Source organism: Kribbella qitaiheensis (assembly GCF_014217565.1).
Taxonomy (GTDB): Bacteria; Actinomycetota; Actinomycetes; order Propionibacteriales; family Kribbellaceae; genus Kribbella; species Kribbella qitaiheensis_A.
This window is the reverse complement of sequence record NZ_CP043661.1, coordinates 3,570,703-3,586,859: the sequence shown is the minus strand read 5'-3', so window position 1 is coordinate 3,586,859 and position 16,157 is coordinate 3,570,703. Positions and strand designations below refer to the sequence as shown.

At 67.1% G+C, this 16,157-nt stretch carries 17 protein-coding genes and 1 pseudogene; 8 read left to right on the top strand and 10 right to left on the bottom strand.

Annotation, left to right across the window (positions count from 1 at the left end):
* Positions 1-987, top strand: a complete 987-nt coding sequence (gene hemB / locus F1D05_RS16645; RefSeq protein WP_185448513.1) for a porphobilinogen synthase — start codon at positions 1-3, stop codon at positions 985-987.
* Between the two features lie 33 nt (positions 988-1,020).
* Here hemB and F1D05_RS16640 read toward each other — a convergent pair whose 3' ends face one another.
* Entirely contained in the window at positions 1,021-1,560 is a 540-nt protein-coding gene (locus F1D05_RS16640) for a TetR/AcrR family transcriptional regulator (protein WP_185448512.1), read from the bottom strand.
* Between the two features lie 73 nt (positions 1,561-1,633).
* Here F1D05_RS16640 and F1D05_RS16635 point away from each other — a divergent pair, with 73 nt between their 5' ends.
* Together F1D05_RS16635 and F1D05_RS16630 are read left to right on the top strand one after the other, a co-directional pair.
* A complete protein-coding gene (locus F1D05_RS16635; RefSeq protein ID WP_206686236.1) occupies positions 1,634-2,482 on the top strand; it encodes an alpha/beta hydrolase fold domain-containing protein in 849 nt (282 codons plus the stop codon).
* Between the two features lie 198 nt (positions 2,483-2,680).
* Positions 2,681-3,451, top strand: coding sequence for a DinB family protein (locus tag F1D05_RS16630; protein ID WP_185448511.1), 771 nt, complete (start codon positions 2,681-2,683; stop codon positions 3,449-3,451).
* Between the two features lie 291 nt (positions 3,452-3,742).
* Here the strand turns inward: F1D05_RS16630 and F1D05_RS16625 are convergent, their stop codons facing one another.
* Entirely contained in the window at positions 3,743-4,969 is a 1,227-nt protein-coding gene (locus F1D05_RS16625; RefSeq protein ID WP_246486756.1) for an MFS transporter, read from the bottom strand.
* A gap of 122 nt (positions 4,970-5,091) precedes the next feature.
* Here F1D05_RS16625 and F1D05_RS16620 point away from each other — a divergent pair, with 122 nt between their 5' ends.
* Both F1D05_RS16620 and F1D05_RS16615 read left to right on the top strand, forming a co-directional pair.
* Positions 5,092-5,331 carry a hypothetical protein gene (locus F1D05_RS16620; RefSeq protein WP_185448510.1) on the top strand — a complete coding sequence of 80 codons (240 nt, stop codon included), beginning with the start codon at positions 5,092-5,094 and terminating at the stop codon, positions 5,329-5,331.
* A complete protein-coding gene (locus F1D05_RS16615) occupies positions 5,328-6,116 on the top strand; it encodes a hypothetical protein (RefSeq protein ID WP_185448509.1) in 789 nt (262 codons plus the stop codon). The genes F1D05_RS16620 and F1D05_RS16615 overlap by 4 nt, the downstream gene beginning before the upstream one ends.
* Before the next feature lie 110 nt (positions 6,117-6,226).
* Here F1D05_RS16615 and F1D05_RS16610 read toward each other — a convergent pair whose 3' ends face one another.
* From F1D05_RS16610 to F1D05_RS38895, 8 genes and pseudogenes are all read right to left on the bottom strand, one after another.
* Positions 6,227-6,757 (bottom strand): dihydrofolate reductase family protein, encoded by a 531-nt coding sequence (locus tag F1D05_RS16610; RefSeq protein WP_185448508.1) that lies wholly within the window; start codon positions 6,755-6,757, stop codon positions 6,227-6,229.
* Between the two features lie 59 nt (positions 6,758-6,816).
* Positions 6,817-7,647, bottom strand: coding sequence for a carbohydrate ABC transporter permease (locus F1D05_RS16605; protein WP_185448507.1), 831 nt, complete (start codon positions 7,645-7,647; stop codon positions 6,817-6,819).
* Positions 7,648-7,654: 7 nt separating this feature from the next.
* On the bottom strand, positions 7,655-8,596 hold the full coding sequence (locus tag F1D05_RS16600; protein WP_185448506.1) for a carbohydrate ABC transporter permease: 942 nt from the start codon (positions 8,594-8,596) through the stop codon (positions 7,655-7,657).
* On the bottom strand, positions 8,593-9,843 hold the full coding sequence (locus F1D05_RS16595) for an ABC transporter substrate-binding protein (protein WP_185448505.1): 1,251 nt from the start codon (positions 9,841-9,843) through the stop codon (positions 8,593-8,595). Before F1D05_RS16595 ends, F1D05_RS16600 begins: the two co-directional genes overlap by 4 nt.
* Before the next feature lie 29 nt (positions 9,844-9,872).
* Positions 9,873-11,468 carry an FAD-dependent oxidoreductase gene (locus tag F1D05_RS16590; RefSeq protein WP_185448504.1) on the bottom strand — a complete coding sequence of 532 codons (1,596 nt, stop codon included), beginning with the start codon at positions 11,466-11,468 and terminating at the stop codon, positions 9,873-9,875.
* Positions 11,469-11,906: a substrate-binding domain-containing protein gene (locus F1D05_RS40345; protein WP_246486755.1), complete on the bottom strand. Its 438-nt coding sequence runs from the start codon at positions 11,904-11,906 to the stop codon at positions 11,469-11,471.
* A 514-nt stretch (positions 11,907-12,420) separates the two neighbouring features.
* Positions 12,421-12,519, bottom strand: a pseudogene (locus tag F1D05_RS40340) (LacI family DNA-binding transcriptional regulator); the annotation flags it as partial.
* Between the two features lie 186 nt (positions 12,520-12,705).
* Positions 12,706-13,095, bottom strand: coding sequence for a hypothetical protein (locus tag F1D05_RS38895; protein ID WP_206686235.1), 390 nt, complete (start codon positions 13,093-13,095; stop codon positions 12,706-12,708).
* A gap of 262 nt (positions 13,096-13,357) precedes the next feature.
* Between F1D05_RS38895 and F1D05_RS38890 the strand changes: the two genes are divergently transcribed.
* The 3 genes from F1D05_RS38890 to F1D05_RS16570 all read left to right on the top strand — a co-directional run bounded on the left by F1D05_RS38890 (position 13,358) and on the right by F1D05_RS16570 (position 16,149).
* The gene (locus F1D05_RS38890; RefSeq protein ID WP_206686234.1) at positions 13,358-13,789 is read left to right on the top strand and encodes a hypothetical protein; all 432 of its coding nucleotides are present in this window, start codon (positions 13,358-13,360) and stop codon (positions 13,787-13,789) included.
* A 535-nt stretch (positions 13,790-14,324) separates the two neighbouring features.
* The gene (locus F1D05_RS16575) at positions 14,325-15,275 is read left to right on the top strand and encodes a carbohydrate ABC transporter permease (protein WP_185448503.1); all 951 of its coding nucleotides are present in this window, start codon (positions 14,325-14,327) and stop codon (positions 15,273-15,275) included.
* Positions 15,265-16,149, top strand: coding sequence for a carbohydrate ABC transporter permease (locus tag F1D05_RS16570; protein ID WP_185448502.1), 885 nt, complete (start codon positions 15,265-15,267; stop codon positions 16,147-16,149). The genes F1D05_RS16575 and F1D05_RS16570 overlap by 11 nt, the downstream gene beginning before the upstream one ends.
* Positions 16,150-16,157: the final 8 nt, after the last annotated feature.

Here is a 16,157-nt window from a genome sequence, read left to right as displayed (position 1 = left end):
ATGACTGGATTCCCGGGTGTGAGGCCCCGCCGGCTGCGGTCGTCGGCGGCGATCCGCAAGTTGGTCTCCGAGACCACGCTCGAGCCGAGGCAGCTGATCCTGCCGATGTTCGTCCGGGAAGGCATCGACGAGCCGATCCCGATCAGCTCGATGCCGGGCGTCTGCCAGCACACCCGGGACACGGCTCGCAAGGCGGTGGCCGAGGCCGCGCAACTCGGGCTGGGCGGCGTGATGCTGTTCGGCGTACCGGCGGAGAAGGACGAGACCGGGTCGGGTGGTATCGATCCGGACGGCATCCTCAACGTCGCGATCCGGGACGCGGTCAGCGAGGTCGGCGACGACCTGCTGGTGATGGGCGATCTGTGCCTGGACGAGTTCACCTCGCACGGGCACTGCGGTGTGCTGGATTCCGAGGGTCGGGTCGACAACGACGCGACGCTGAAGCTCTACGCGGAGATGGGCGTCGCGCAGGCCTCGGCCGGTGCGCATGTCGTCGGGCCGTCCGGGATGATGGACGGCCAGGTCGGAGTCGTCCGTACTGCGCTCGACGGGGCCGGCTATCTCGACACGGTGATCCTCGCCTATTCGGTGAAGTACGCGTCGGCCTTCTTCGGGCCGTTCCGCGAGGCCGTGGGCTCTTCGCTGCAAGGCGATCGGAAGACGTACCAGCAGGATCCGGGGAACGCGCGCGAGGCGATTCGCGAGGTCGATCTCGACCTCGCCGAAGGGGCCGACATCGTGATGGTGAAGCCCGCGCTGGCGTATCTCGACATCATCCGGCAGGTCCGCGACCACGTCGACGTACCTGTTGCGGCGTACAACATCTCCGGTGAGTACGCGATGGTCGAAGCGGCTGCGGCGAACGGCTGGATCGACCGTGAGAAAGCGATCCTGGAGACTTTGCTGTCGATCCGTCGCGCGGGCGCGGACCAGATTCTGACGTACTGGGCTGCCGAAGCGGTGGCTCTGCTCGACGCCCGTCGCTGATGACTTTCGGCGCTGATCAACTTCCAGCGCTGATTACTTGAAGTCGCGCTGGATCATCTCGACCAGCGCGTCGAGGTCGGCGTCGACCATCGGGCGGCCGGTCATGCCCATCCGGTGCAGCAGGGTGCCGATCACGACGTCGATGAAGAAGAGCACGCGCTGCCCGGATTCGCCGAGCACCTCCTGGAGCACGATCCGGTAGGGGTCCTGGAGCTGCGTGGACAGGATGTCCCGGAGTACGGGATCGCCGATGGCGTCGGTGAAGACACCTGCGAAGGCCGCGGCGACGCCCGGTTCGCCGATCTTGGCGGCGCCGTACCGGATCGCTGACGCGAGGTGGCCGGCGCGATCGGTGCCGGTCAGGGGGAGTGGGCCGAAGGTGTCCACCAGGCACGCGGTGATCAGTGCGCCCTTGGTCGGCCAGCGCCGGTAGACCGTGGTCTTCGCGACGCCTGCCTCGGCCGCGATCCGGTCGACGGTCGCGTGCGTGTAGCCGACTTCGTGGACCGTCTTCAGCGTCGCCGCGAAGACCTCCGCATCCACGCTTGCCCTGGGGCGTCCGGTTTGAGCCATGGTCTCACCCTACCGACTTATGCTACTTTCAGTATCGATACTGGTCGTAGCGAAAGTGAAAGGGGTGCGAGAGATGACAACCGTTGAGCAGCCTTCGCTGGGGGTCCGGGTGCTGTACTCCCTGCGCGGGGAGCCGGATTGGTCGACGCTGTCGCGCGAGCAACTGGTCGTCTTCAGGGAAACGCAGAACCGCCGGCTGAACTCGCCGCTGATCCGGGTGGCGACAGGCTTCCCGGATCGTGGCGTGTCGATTGGCTGGGAGCAGGTGACGCTTCCCGATCGGGCGCTTCGGGTTCGCGTCTATCGGCCGACGGGTCCGGCGGCGATTCTGCCGCTCGTGCTGCACATCCACGGGGGTGGCTTTGTCGGTACTGCGGTGCAATGCGACTGGATCAACAGTCACCTCGCCGCACGGTTGCCTGCGGTGGTGGTGTCGGTCGAGCATCGCCTCATCGACCAGGAGACTCCGCTGTCCGCGGCGGTCGACGACGGTTGGGACGTGCTGCGTTCCGTCGTACAGGACACTGCGCGATGGGGGATCGACCCGGCGCGGGTGGCCGTCTTCGGGGAGAGTTGCGGCTCGATGATCGCGGCGCTGTCCGCTCTCCGGGCCCGGGAGTCGGGTTTGCCGCTGCGCGCTCAGGTGCTCGTCAATCCCTGTGTCGATGTGACCCAGACCGCCTACGACTATGTGTCGATGGCCGAGTACGCCGATACTCCGACTCTCACCGTGCCGCAGATGGAGTTCTTCATCTCGCTGGCTGCTCCGCGCGGTGTTGATGCTCGGGCGGTGTCGCCTCTGTACGCCGATGACCTCAGCGGGCTGCCGCCGGCGCTCGTGGTGGTGCCGGTTCTCGACCCGGTGGCCGATCACGGCCCGCACCTACTTCGAGGCGCTCCGCAAGGCCGGGACGGAGGCTGAGCTGATCGAACTCCCGAAGGCGGGCCACGCCTTCCTCAGCATGCCGGGCCTGGTTCCACAGGCCAAGCTCGCGCGGGACCGGATCGCCGGCTTCCTCCGGGACCGGCTGACTCGATGAGCCTGGCGGTGCCCTGGTGGTGGATGGGGTTGGGCGAGCCGCGCTGGACGCGACCGGATGCCTCGGGCGATGCTGGGTGGATGGCTGACTTCACCCAGCAGAACCTGAGCGGCTCGCGGTTCGACGACGTCTATCTGACGGACGCGCGGTTTCACGATGTGGATCTGAAGAACGCGCGGTTCAGTCTGGTCGATCTGTCCGGGGTGACCATTCGTGGTGCATTGGTGGTGAATGCCGAGATCAGCGGCCAGATCGAGAATCTCCAGATCAACGGGGTCGACGTCGGACCGCTGGTCGAGGCGGAGCTGAACCGGCGGTATCCGGAGCGCACCAAGATGCGGCCGGACGACGCGGACGGATTCCGGGAGGCCTGGGAAATCCTCGAACGATGCTGGCAGGAACTCGTCGTCCGCGCGCAGGCGCTGGACCCGAAACTCCTGCACGAACGGGTCGACGGCGAGTGGTCGTTCATCGAGACCCTCCGCCACCTCGCCTTCGCGACCGACGCCTGGGTGAGCCGGGCCGTCCTGGGCGAACCGAACCCGTGGGACCCGCTGGACCTCCCACACGACGAGATGTCCGACCACCCCGGCGTACCGCGTGACCTCGACGCTCGCCCGTCCCTCGAAGAGCTCCTCGTACTCCGCGCCGACCGCCAAGCCGTCGTACGCCACGTCCTCGCCACCCTCACCGACGATCAACTCGCCGGCGACACCACTCCAGTCCCCGCCCCCGGCTACCCAGAGTCGAAGAGCTTCGCCGTACGCCGCTGTCTGCGCACCATCCTCAACGAGGAATGGGAACACCACCTCTACGCCGCCCGCGACCTCACCGCCCTCGAATCCCGCTGACAAAGCCTTGAGCGGGATGGCATCCTGATCGCATGCTGAACCCACGAAAGGGCAATGCCGCGTAGGCGACCCGCGCAACTCCGCGTCGATGCGCTGTGCCGACTGAGAAGACCCCGCTCCGGTGGGTATCCAGTCAGCTTCTCCAGACTCCCCGGGCTCTCTCCGCACGGCCGGAAGGTGCTCGCGCGGTTGGAGGTGACCCGTTTCTGGCCAGGACAGATCGAGGAAGCCTTCCGGCACTGGGAACGGTTCGGCCACGGCCCGGCCCATCGCCTGTACGACCAGCGCTGCTCAGGCCTTGGCGTCGTACTGGCGGAAGGGTTTGGAGGTCAGGGCGAGGGTGGTGATGCCGAGGAGGCAGAGGGCGCCGCCCAGGACGATGCTGGTGACCGGGGTGGTGAGGCCGGCGATCGAGCCGGCTCGGACGTTGCCCAGGTTGGGGCCGCCCAGGCCGACGATGAAGTCGAGGGAGTTGAGGCGGCCGCGGAGTTCGTCGGGGGTCTTGGTCTGGAGGATGGTGGCGCGGAAGACGGTGGTGACGATGTCGGCCGCGCCTGCTGTGGCCAGAAAGGCGACCGCCAGCCAGAGGTGATGGGTGAGGCCGACCGAGCCGATCCCGGCGCCCCAGACCGCTACCGAGATGAGCATCGCGCGGCCCTGGTGCCGGATGTGGCCGAGTGGGCCGGACAGCACCGCGGCAACGAGGCCGCCGATGCCGATCGCGGCGAACAGATAGCCGACCGTTCGCGGTCCACCGCCGAAGTGGGTGTCGGCCAAGGCCGGGAAGAGCGCGGTCGGCATCGCGAGCACGGTCGCGTTGAGGTCGATCAGGAAGATCATCCCGATCAGCGGGTGCGAAGCGGCGTACCGGAGGCCTTCCAGCACCGAGCTCAGTCCGATCGTCGAGCCACCGCCCTCGGGACGCATCGCGGGGAGGCGGCGGACGCTGATCAGTACGGCGATGAAGGTGGCCGCGTCCACGGCGTACGCCGCCTCGAGGCCGACCGAGGCGATCAGTACGCCGGCCAGCACCGGCGCGGCGATGATCGCGACCTGGAAGGACAACTGGCTCAGCGCGGCCGCGGCCGGAAGCCGTTCGAGCGGAAGGATGCGGGGGATGAAGGTCCGCCGGGCCGGGGTGTCGATCGCGCCCAGTGCCGCACTGATTGCCGTGAGCAAATAAAGCAGCCAGACCTGTCGCCAGTCGAGAAATGCCTGCAGAGCGAAGAACAGAGCGACCACGGTCAGCCCGGATCCGGTCAACAGGACCAGTCGGCGGCGATCGACCGCGTCCGCGATCGAGCCGCCGAACAGGCCGAGCAGCAGGGTCGGTACCAGGTTCGCCAGGCTGACCGCGCCGACCGCCACCGACGAGTGGGTCAGGTCGTAGGTCTGGATGGCCACCGCGACACCGGTCATCAGGCTGCCGATCGACGACAGGGACTGGCCGGCCCAGAGCCAGCGGAAATCCACTGACTCCCGCAGCGGCGTCACATCGGCGAACAACCTTCGGGGCACGAGAAGTGATTCTCGCCCGTGCCGGTTGCCCACACCAACCATTAACCGCCCGTACGCCGTGAGCCTGGTCCCCGCTATCGTCGATGCGGCCGTGTATCTGTCTGAGCAAAGGAGTGCCGAGCGTGGTGGAGCAGCCGGAGAACCAGCAGCCGGAGGTGCCGGACGCGGATCTTCGCGCCGCCATCGAGGGACTCGACGACCTCAGCGCCGTCCTGCGGAAGGCGCTGGCCGACGACGACGCCCTCGCCGCGGACGGGACCATCGCGCCGGTCGCCCCCGGGTCGGGCGAGCTGGGCGTCGGGTCTGCTGAGCAGGCCGACGGGCTCGCCGGTGGGTTGGCTCAGGGTGGGCAGGCGGAATGAGTAAGGAGCGGGTGGCGGCGCTGACTGAACAGACTGCTGCCGCGTTGCATGCGGCGCGGAGTTCGCTGGGGTCGGCGGCGGCGATCACGGATGAGGTCCGGCAGGGACTGCGACGCGGCGAGGCTGATATCGCCGAGCTGGCTGGTCAGGCGTCGCGGGTGAGGTATGCCGACGAGCCGCGGCCGCATCTGCGGAACGCCCAGGAGCTTGCGGACGGCGTCGACCGCCGGATGCGCGACGGGCAGCGCGGACTGGGTGAGGTCGGCGACGACCTGGCGCAGGCGACTCGCGCGCTCAACGCCGGTCGGCAGTTCGTGGCGGAGCTCGAGCAGTTGCCCGAGCGGCAGGTGGCCGAGACCGAGCAGCTGAGGCAGCGGGTCGAGGTGCTCAGTCGCGCGGTCCGGGATGCCGGTGACGTGGTCGAGGCCGTCGGTGCCCGCTTGGGCGCTGCCCGGCAGAACGTCGAACCGCTGCTCAATGCGTCCAGCCATGTCGATGATCCAAACCGGACCGCCGCCATGATCGCTGAGGCCGGCACCGGCACCGGTGCCGACAACGACGTGATGTCGGTGCAGCGCCGGCTGGTAGGGCTGAGTGAGGACCTGGACAATGCCCAGCCGCAGGCTGCCGTGGCCGCACAGCAAGGCGCCGACCTTGCCAACACCGCCAGGGTGGCCGCGAACCCGACCCGGGCCGCCGACCAGGCAAAACCCGGCTCCGCCGCCGACCAGGACGCAGCCCGCCGCCCCGCCGAAGCAACCCAAAGCGCCCTCAGAGACCTCTGACCACCACCGCGGGCCTTCACCCTCTGACCAGCACCGCCGCCCGCATTCCCTGACAGGCGGCGGCGCCTCCTCCGAACTCTTTCGTCGGCGGCGGTGACCGCCGGCCGGGGTCAGTTGTGGCGGTGGACGGTGTAGTCCGACTGGGTGAAGCCGCCGTTCAGGCTGCGGGTGGCGTTGTGGGCGAGGTCGATGTCGTGGTCCAGCTCGCCGAACAGGCGGATACCGGAGCCGAGCAGGACCGGGACGGTGGTGATGGTGATCTCGTTCAGCAGGCCGGCCCGCAGGAACGTCTGGATGACCCGGCCGCCGTCGGCGTACACCCGCTTGGCGCCGCGGTCGTTCAGCGTCTGGACCAGTCCGTCGAGGGTCCGGTGCACGATGATCCGCTCATCGGTGTCGACCGGCAGCGAGGTGCTGAGGACTTCGACCTGCTTGCCCTCGTACGGCCAGAAGTCGAAGCCGAGCACCGTCTCGTAGGTCTTCCGGCCCAGCACGACGGTGTCGATGACGGCCATGAACTCCTGGTACCCGGTGTCGCCCGGTTTCTCGTCCCGGTCGGTCAGCCAGTCGATCGTCCCGTCCGGGCGCGCGATGAATCCGTCCAGGCTGGTCGCAATGAAAACCGCGGCATGAAAAGTCACGCTCCCTTTGTACAGCCTGCCAAGGACAAGTTCAGAAACCGCGGGAGAAACGCGGGGCCTCAGCCCTTGAGGCCGGTCTGGGCGAGGCCTTCGACGAAGTGCCGCTGGGCGAGGACGAAGACGATGAGGACGGGCAGCGCGCTCAGGGTGGCAGCGGCGAGCTGGACGTTCCACATCGCGCCGCCGTACGCGTCGACGTACTGCGTGAGCGCCTGCGGGATGGTGAACTTGTCCTTGCTGGAGAGGAACACGATCGGTTCGAGGTACAGGTTCCAGCTGTGCAGGAAGGTGAAGATCGACACCGCCCCGACGGCCGGCTTGGCCAGTGGCAGTGAAACCTGCCAGAACAGCCCGAACCGCCCGAGCCCGTCCATCCGGCCGGCTTCCTCCAGCTCACGCGGCAGCGTGATGAAGAACTGCCGCATGATGAAGGTGGCCAGCACGCTCGGCGCGCCGAGGACCGGGATCAGGATCAGCGGCCAGTGCGTGTTCACCAGGCCGAGCCCGTCGAACATCCGGTAGAGCGGGATGATCGTCACCTCGTTCGGCACCAGCAGTCCGGTCAGCACGATCATGAAGACCACCCCGGAGCCGCGGAACTTGATCCGGGCGAACCCGTAGCCGGCCAGCGACGAGATCACCAGCGTCCCGAGGGTGACCAGGACGGCGATGTAGAAGCTGTTCAGGTACTGCTGCCCGAACGGCTGCAGCTCGAAGACCTTCCGGTACGCGTCCAGGGTCACCGATCGCGGCAGCAGCGACGGTGGGAACGCGAAGATCTCGTTCACCGGCTTCAGTGAAGCGGTCGCCATCCACCAGGTCGGAAAGACGAACGGAACACAGCAGACCAGCAGCACGGCGTACACGCCGACTTTGAGCCTACGACTCATGCCCGTGCTAGTCCTCATGAAATACCCACCTTCTCCGCATCCGCCACTGCAGAATCGTCAACGCCAGCACGATCACGAACAGCAGCAGCGAGATCGTCGCGCCGTAGCCGAAGTGGTGGAACTGGAACGCCTGCTGGTAGAGGTAATAGACCAGCACCGTCGTCGACGTCCCCGGCCCGCCTTGGGTCAGTACCGCGATCTGCGCGAACACCTGCAGCGACCCGACCACCGTGAGGATCGAGGTGAGCAGGATCGTCGGGCTGATCAGCGGCACGGTAACGCGCCGGAACCGGGCCCAGGCCGAGGCCCCGTCGATCTTCGCCGCTTCGTAGAGGTCGGCCGGAACCCCTTGCAGGGCAGCAAGAAACAGCACCATGTTCAGTCCGACGCCCTTGAACAGCTGGACCACGATCACCGAGATCATCGCCGTGGTGTTGCCGCGCAACCAGTTCGGCCCGTCCACCCCGATGCTGTCCAGGAAGCCGTTGATCCCGCCGTTGTCCTGGAGCAGGAACCCCCAGACGATCGTCCAGGCGACCAGCGTCACCACGACCGGGGAGAAGAACAGCGTCCGGAAGACGACCGTCCCGCGCAGCTTCTGGTTCAGCAGGACGGCCAGGAACAGCGCCAAGGTCAGGTTGAGCGCCACCAGCCCGGCCGAGAACACCGCGGTCGCCCGCAGCGCCGGGCCGAGCTTCGGATCCGAGGTCAGCTGGTCGAAGTTGCCCAGGCCGACGAAATCGAAGGTCCCGGCCAGTACGTTCCACTCGTGCAGGCTGTACCAGACCACCAGCCCGAGCGGAACGATGACGAAGGCAATGATCCCGGCCAGCTGTGGCGCGACGAACAGCCAGCCGGCCAATTCGTCCCGCCGCCGCGTGGTCCAGTACGGCGCTCGCTCGGCGGCCCGATCCGCCGAGCGTGCGGGTTTGTCCAGCATCAAGGTCATTTGCTCAGCAACGGGTTGATCTTCGAGCACACTCCGGACAGGACGGCCTTCACATCGGCATCCGGCTTCCAGAGCGGATCGAGCGCGGCCCGGACGGTCTGCTGCAGCTCGGCGTACCCGGTGTGGCTCGTCTTGATGTCACCGCGCTCGACACCGTCGATCACAACGCTCTGCAGCTGTGCGGGCTTCAGCAACGGGTTCGCCTTCGCCAGGGTGGCGGTGTTCAGCTGTGACTTGCGGGCCGGCGGGAAGAACTGTGCGAGCTTGGCCGAGTTCTCCTGGTTGGTGAAGTACGCCAGGAACGCCTTGGCGGCGTCGACGTGCTTGCCCCGCTTGAGTACGCCGATCCCGGCCTGCCCGACCACGGCGTACGGACCGGCTGGTCCCTTCGGCAGCGGGACGAGGTCCCACTTGAATTTCGCCTTGTCCAGCAGGGCTGCCCGGCTGATCTGGGTGATCACCATCGACGAGTCGCCGGCGAAGAAGTCCTTCGTCACGCCCGGCCCCGGCATCGCCTTGTCGGTGAAGACCATCTTGTGAATGTAGGTCATCGCGTCGACCATCGCGGGCTGGTCGAACCCGCAGGTCTTGCCGTCCTCGCTCCACGGCCGGGCACCCCAGGCGCTCCAGATCGAGTTCAGCGCGTCCCAGCCCTTGTAGTCGAAGTCGCCGACCACGATGCCGCCCTTGCCGGTCCTGGCCTGTACTGCGGCACCCGTGGCCACCGCTTCGTCCCAGGTCCAGTTGCCGGAGGCAATCTCCTGGGCGGGCGTCTTGCGTCCGGCCGCCGCCACCAGGTCGGTGTTGACGAAGACGCCCAGCGGTGAGGTGGAGAACGGGTATGCGTACAACTGACCGCCCTGCTCCCAGGTCGCCGTCGTACTGGGGAGCAGATCAGGATCTTTGTCGATCGGCGCGAGGGCGCCGGAGGAGACGAAGTCCGGCGCGGTGCTCTCCAGGATCCAGGCCAGGTCGGGCACGTTGCCGCCGCCGATCTGGGTGGTCAGCGCGGTGGTGTAGCTGTCGAACGGGATCGACTCGAAGGTGATCTTGCCGACGTCGGGGTGATCCTTCTTGTAGGCGGCGGCGATCTGGTCGAACAGCGCGGTGTGCTTGGCGTTCGCGCTCCAGATGGTCATCCGCAGATCGACCGGTCCGGACGAGGCGTCATCGGACCCGCCCCCACAACCTGCCAGGGCCAGTAGTGCCGCGGCCATGCCGGCGGCTGTCAGCGTACGGAGTTTCATGGTGTCAGTCCTCCATCAGTAGCCGGTGCTCAGTAGCCTGAGATGGCCGGCCAGCTCAGTTCGACGCCCTGGGCGACCAGCCGTGCCTGGAAGTCGCTGAGCAGAGCAGGGGTGTTGCGGACCGCGCGCGGGCTGACGCCACGGTCCAGGCAGAAGGCGGCGAGCAGCCCCGCGGCCTCGCCGACGTTCCATTCGACCGGATGAAGCCGGTAGCAGCCGTTGGTGATGTGGGTGGTGCCGAGGTTCTTGCTCGCAGGCAGCAGGTTCTCCACCCGCTGGGGAATCAGTGCGCCGAGCGGGATCCGGAACGGGCTGCTGGCGACGTCGATGTAGTTGTCGCCCCCGGTCGACGGGTGCAGGTCGATCCGATACATCCCCACACCGACACTGTCCTCGTACTGCGCGGCTCCCGCGTCGCCGCGCACCGCAACGGACAGGTCTTGTTCCACAATCGTGTACTCCGCTGCGATGCGCCGCGACTCCCGGATGTAGGGCGCCTGCGCAAGGCCGTCGGTAGAGCCCAGCAGGTCACCACGCAGCCGCAGCCCGGCGAACCCTGTGCCGCCATCCGGCCTGGGCGCCTCGGTCTGCAGCCAGTAGAAGACCGAGTGCGACAACTCCTTGGCGCCGGCCAGATGCTTGTCCGCATCCGGTACGTCGAACACGGGTCCTTCGAGGTAGTCGATCATCGGCCAGTTCACCAGGCAGATGTCGCTCTCGTAGGCGCCGGGCAGGAAGTGCTGCCGGGCAGCGATCCGCCGGAAGGTCCAGAGATTCGTGTCACCGCCCGTACGCCGCTGGTCGGCCACCACGTTCAGCGGATCCTCGTCTGGATTGGGCGTGAACGTCCGCAGCGAGGGCGCAAGGGTCCGGGGATCCGGTGCGTGCCAGGAGAGCATCCGGTCGCCCCAGAACGACGGCTGGTAGTTCCGCCAGAACGCGTAGTTCGCAGGCTTGTCGCCGACTTGGTCGCCGTCGACATGGTCGACCGCGAAGCAGAACGAGACCGCCTGCATGTTCAGCGGCTGCGCCTCCGCCGGTGCACTCGGTTCGCCGGTCGTGCTCTGCGCCTCGAAGCCGGTCACGTACTCCGTACCGGTCAGCGGCAGGAGTTCGCCGGTCTCAGTAGCGTCTAGCACGTACGGCGCAGTCAGGGCGACCCTCTCGCCGCTCTCTCGATGCTCAACCACCACAGAGGTGACCCGGTCGCCATCCGTCGTCGCACTGACCGGCTTGTACGGCTGCAGGACCTGCAGGCGGCGGCTGGCGCGGTAGGGAGCAAGCATGGCTTCCAGTACTGCGACGGCCACGCGCGGCTCGTGACAGAGCTTCGACACATAGCCCGCGCCGGGGTTGAGCTCCTTCGCCGCGGCAGAGCGAGCAGTGAGCGGGTAATGCCGGCGGTAGTAGTCCCGGATTCCTTCCCGTAAGGCGCGGTAGGAGGCGGTGACTCCGAACTGCTCGACCCAGGTGTGCTCGTCCGGCGGTACGGCCTGGCTGGTCAGCTGGCCGCCAAGCCAGTCGTATTCCTCGGTCATCACCACCCGGTGGCCCGCACGCAGGGCTGACAGCGCGGCGGCTACTCCGCCGAGGCCGCCGCCGATGACGAGTAGATCCGCTTCCATCTAAAGGCCTTCCGGTGCGGTGAGAGTGCTGCCCTCGACGAGTTCGCAGGGCAGCAGTTGCTGGATCTCGGCGTCGTCGCCGGACAGGATCGCTTCGAGGAGCCCGACCGCCTGGCGGCCCATCTCCTTGCGGGGGATGTGGAACCCCGAGTAGTCGGCATCGCTGGGCACCGGCCGGCTCGCATCACCAAGCGCCACCACGGACAACTGCGCCGGTACGTCGAGCCCGCGGTCCCTCGCTGCCGCGGCCAACGCATCAGCATCCGCCAGGTCCTCCACGAAGACAGCCGTCACGCCATCCGCAAGCAACTCATCCAGCACGGCGCTCAACTCCCACCCGGCCGCTCCCTCCGCGCCGGCCCTGGGTGGGGGAGAGCTGTATCCCTTGGGGCGCGACGCTACGGAAGCCGCGGAGACGGTCTGCCGAGGACTCGGCACCCGTGCCCGGGCCGACGAACGCGACTCGGCGGTGGCCCAGCTCCAGGGCTCGGCTGGTGACGGTGGCCGTGGCGGTCACGTAGTCGGCTCCGACGTACGGGACCAGGCCGCGGACTTCGGGTCCGGGATCGTCGCGGCGGCCGACGCAGACGAAGGGGTACTTCTCGGCGACCAAGCGGCTCAGCTCCTCCGCGGGGATCCGCCGGCCGAGGAGCAGGGCGCCGTCGGCGATCCGGAGGCGGTTGTTCTCGTGGAAGACGCGACGGCGCCCGTCCGTGACGGGTGCGCTGGTGAACAGCAGCAGGTCGCAGCCGAGTTCCTCGACCGTCTCCTCGATCCCACTGAGAAACGGGTGGTAGAAGTCCGCGCTCGCACTCGGGAACACCGGCTCGTAGGTGAACACCCCGACGATCTGGTTCCGCTGCTGGAGCAACCTGCGGGCGAGCGGATCCGCGACGTACCCGGTCTCCCGGATCACCTTCAGCACCCGGTCCCGCGTCTCGGCCGGGATCCGGGCCGAGGCGGCCGTCCGGTTGTTCAGCACCAGCGACACCGTCGTCTGGCTCACCCTGGCGAGGCGAGCTATGTCGCGCTGCGTCAGCCGTACGGTCATGCCTCACCTGCCTTGAGTAATACGTATTTGCGAGCTGGTATGCCGGAACCGTAGAGCCGGTGAGGTTGCCCGTCAAGGAGTGATCGCAGTGATAATACGAATTAGCAGAGACATACGCATGCCGTCCCGCGACGTACGGGTTCGTGAGCGGTGGCGGTCAGGCGACGAACCGGTCGGGTGAGCGAGTCAGCTGGTCCGCAGTTTTACCGTATGCCGCAGTGGCGATCGGCCGGTGAGGTAGACGCGGAGACCGTCCGGGGTGAGGCTGCCGTTGAGCTGGGTGTATCGCTCACCTGGGTCCATGGCGACCCTGGTGTCCCCGTTGCCCGGGCCGAACTCGATCCAGTCGGCACCGACGGTGTACCGGCCGGTCCCGGTGCTCAGCTGGTAGTTGCCGGGGGCATCGAGCGGGTCGGCACCGGTCAGCGTTCCGCCCGCCCGGAAGCAGAGCTCGATCGCCAGTGGGACCGCGGAGCCGGCCAGGTCGAAGGTCAGGTCGAAGCCGCCGGTGACCTCGGTGACGGTGATCGAGGTTCGCAGTACGCGGTACTGCTTGGGGCGGTGCGGGAAGTCCATCGAGGCATAGAAAGTCGTCGGGCGCCGGTACTGCGGTAGGCAGCCGCTCGGCGAGGGACGGCCGTTCGAGCACCTCGGCCAGGAAGTCGCCGAGCTCGCCGGTGCCACGGCGTTCGATGTCCTTGGCAACAGTCGCGAACCTGCCGTCGGAGTCGAGCAGAGCCAGCTCGCGGAACTGGGTCAGGTACCACCAGACATCCCGGATCCTGTTCTGGTCCTGGCGGCGGGAAGCGACCGTCTCGACCTCGCCGTTCGGCTCCAGGTGGAACAGCGTCGCTGCCAGGTCGCGGCGGACGTAGCCGATCAGTTCCGGCCGATTCCGGAGCCAGGCGATGGTCAGCAGACTCGGGTTCGTGACTTCGGCGGAGTACGTCGAACTCCGCTCGCTGTAGAGGCCGTCCGGAGTCGCGTCGATGCCTTCGCCGAGCCAGTCGTCGATCCGCGCGGCGTACCGGCGGTCGGGGAAGAGGTGGTGGGTGCGGGCGAGCGCGGCGGATACCTCCCAGCGGTGATTGGGAGTGTGGACGCCACCCGACGCCAGGGCTGGACCGGCCTTGCGCAGGATCCGTTCGAGCGTCGCGCGATGCGTCTCGGTGGGCCGCTGGTCATCGGCGTCCAGCAGCGCCCAGATCAGACAGAGATCCTGGATGGCGAAGGCGGTGTCCGGCGGCGAGTGCAGTTGCCGACGTCGTAGGTGCCGTCGTCGTGCTGCAATCCGGCCAGCCGGTCGACCAATTTCTCGAGTGGACCGAGCAGGGCCGGGTCACGGAAACAGCCGGACCGGCTCCAGACATAGCCCGAGACCAGCCGACGCACCTTCCGTGCGACCGCCCGGACGCTGTCAGCGGCATTTTCCAGGCTGCCCAGAACCAGCGGAATCTGCGCGGTGTTGGCCTTGGTGAGCAACGCCAGGAATTCCTCGTCCAGCGTTCCCGCGGCAGTTGCGGAACCAGCGGCCGCGGCCGGCAGCAGGACCCCCGCGGACAGGCTGGTGAGCGATCCGGCCAGGAACGTACGACGATGCGTCGGTGCCTCCTGCAGGCGGGGAAAGCGGTTGCCAAATGCTCAGTACTGTCGCTGGACACGAATGTCGTGTCAAGACTTCGCAGCTGTCCGGAATCGGTCAAAGAAGCTGTCCGCGAGGTCTTGCCCAAGTCAGATGATAGCGCTAACTTATCGGCCTGGGTAAACGCTTTCCGTGACTGTAAGGCTGCTGGAGGAAAGAAAATATGAGCGCGCTGGGAGAGTTGAGCACGCTCGGTCGGAATAAGCCGCCCGGGCAGAAACCAGGCCGGGCCGGGAAGGTCAAGAAGCGGGACAACCTGGCGGCGTACCTGTTCCTGTCGCCGTGGCTGGTCGGGCTGTTCGTGATCACGATCGGGCCGATGCTGGCCTCGCTCTACCTGGCCTTCACGGACTACAACCTGATCCAGGCGCCGGAGTGGATCGGGTTCGAGAACTTCACCCGGATGCTGTCCGACCAGCGGCTGCACAACTCGCTGCAGGTCACCTTCACCTACGTGTTCGTCTCGGTCCCACTGCAGCTCGCCGTCGCTCTCCTGCTGGCCGTTGTACTGGATCGTGGCGTTCGCGGAATGGCCTTTTACCGATCGATCTTCTACCTGCCGTCGCTGCTCGGGTCGAGCGTGGCGATCGCGATCCTGTGGAAGCAGGTGTTCGGCACAGAGGGCCTGCTGAACCAGGTGCTCGCGCCGCTCGGGTTCGAAGGCAAGGGCTGGATCTCCGACCCCAGTACGGCGCTCGGCACGCTGGTGGTGCTGAACGTGTGGACCTTCGGTGCGCCGATGGTGATCTTCCTGGCCGGGCTGCGGCAGATCCCGGCGATGTACTACGAGGCCGCGTCAGTGGACGGCGCGAGTGCCTTCCGCCGGTTCCGCAGCATCACGCTGCCGCTGCTCACCCCGATCATCTTCTTCAACCTGGTGCTGCAGATCATCCACGCGTTCCAGTCGTTCACCCAGGCGTTCGTCGTCTCCGGTGGGACCGGCGGGCCGTCCGATTCGACCATGTTCTACACGCTCTATCTCTACGACCGTGGCTTCGGGAATTTCGACATGGGTTACGCGTCCGCGATGGCGTGGTTCCTGCTCGTGATCATCGGGGTCTTCACCGCGATCAACTTCATCGCCTCGAAGTACTGGGTGTTCTATGACGACTGAGACGCTGCGATCGGCGGTCGTACGCCGACGCGCCGGCACCTTCGGCTGGACCAGGATCCGGCCGGTACTCACGCATCTGGCGCTGGCAGCCGGCGCCCTGGTGATGCTCTATCCGCTGATCTGGATGGTCGTCAGCTCGCTGCGGCCGGGCAACGAGATCTTCCGCGAACCCGGGCTGCTCGTCCGGGACCTGGAGATCGGCAACTACAAGGTCGGCTGGAACGCGTTGAGCGAGCCGTTCACCCGGTACCTGCTGAACTCGGCCGTGGTCGTCCTCGGGGCCGTGCTGGGGAACCTGGTCTCCTGCTCGATGGCGGCGTACGCGTTCGCCCGGCTGGAGTTCACCGGCAAGAAGTTCTGGTTCTCGATCATGCTGGTGACGATCATGCTGCCGATCCACGTGGTGATCGTGCCGCAGTACATCCTGTTCTCGCAGGCCGGCTGGATCAACACGTTCCTGCCGCTGGTGGTGCCGAAGTTCCTGGCCACCGACGCGTTCTTCGTCTTCTTGATGGTGCAGTTCATCCGCGGCATCCCGCGCGAACTGGACGAGGCGGCCCGGATCGACGGCTGCGGCCGGGCCGGCATCTTCCTGCGGGTGATCCTGCCGTTGATGGTGCCCGCGCTGGCGACCACGACGATCTTCACGTTCATCTGGACCTGGAACGACTTCTTCAGCCAGCTGATCTACCTGACCGATCCGAAGATGTACACCGTCCCGGTCGCGCTGCGGTCGTTCGTCGACGCCACCGCCAGTACCAACTGGGGATCGATGTTCGCGATGTCGGTCGTCTCGCTCGTCCCTGTCTTCCTTGCCTTCCTCTTCGGTCAGCGCTTCCTGATCAAGGGGATCGCGACCACCGGCATCAAGTAATCCCGCTG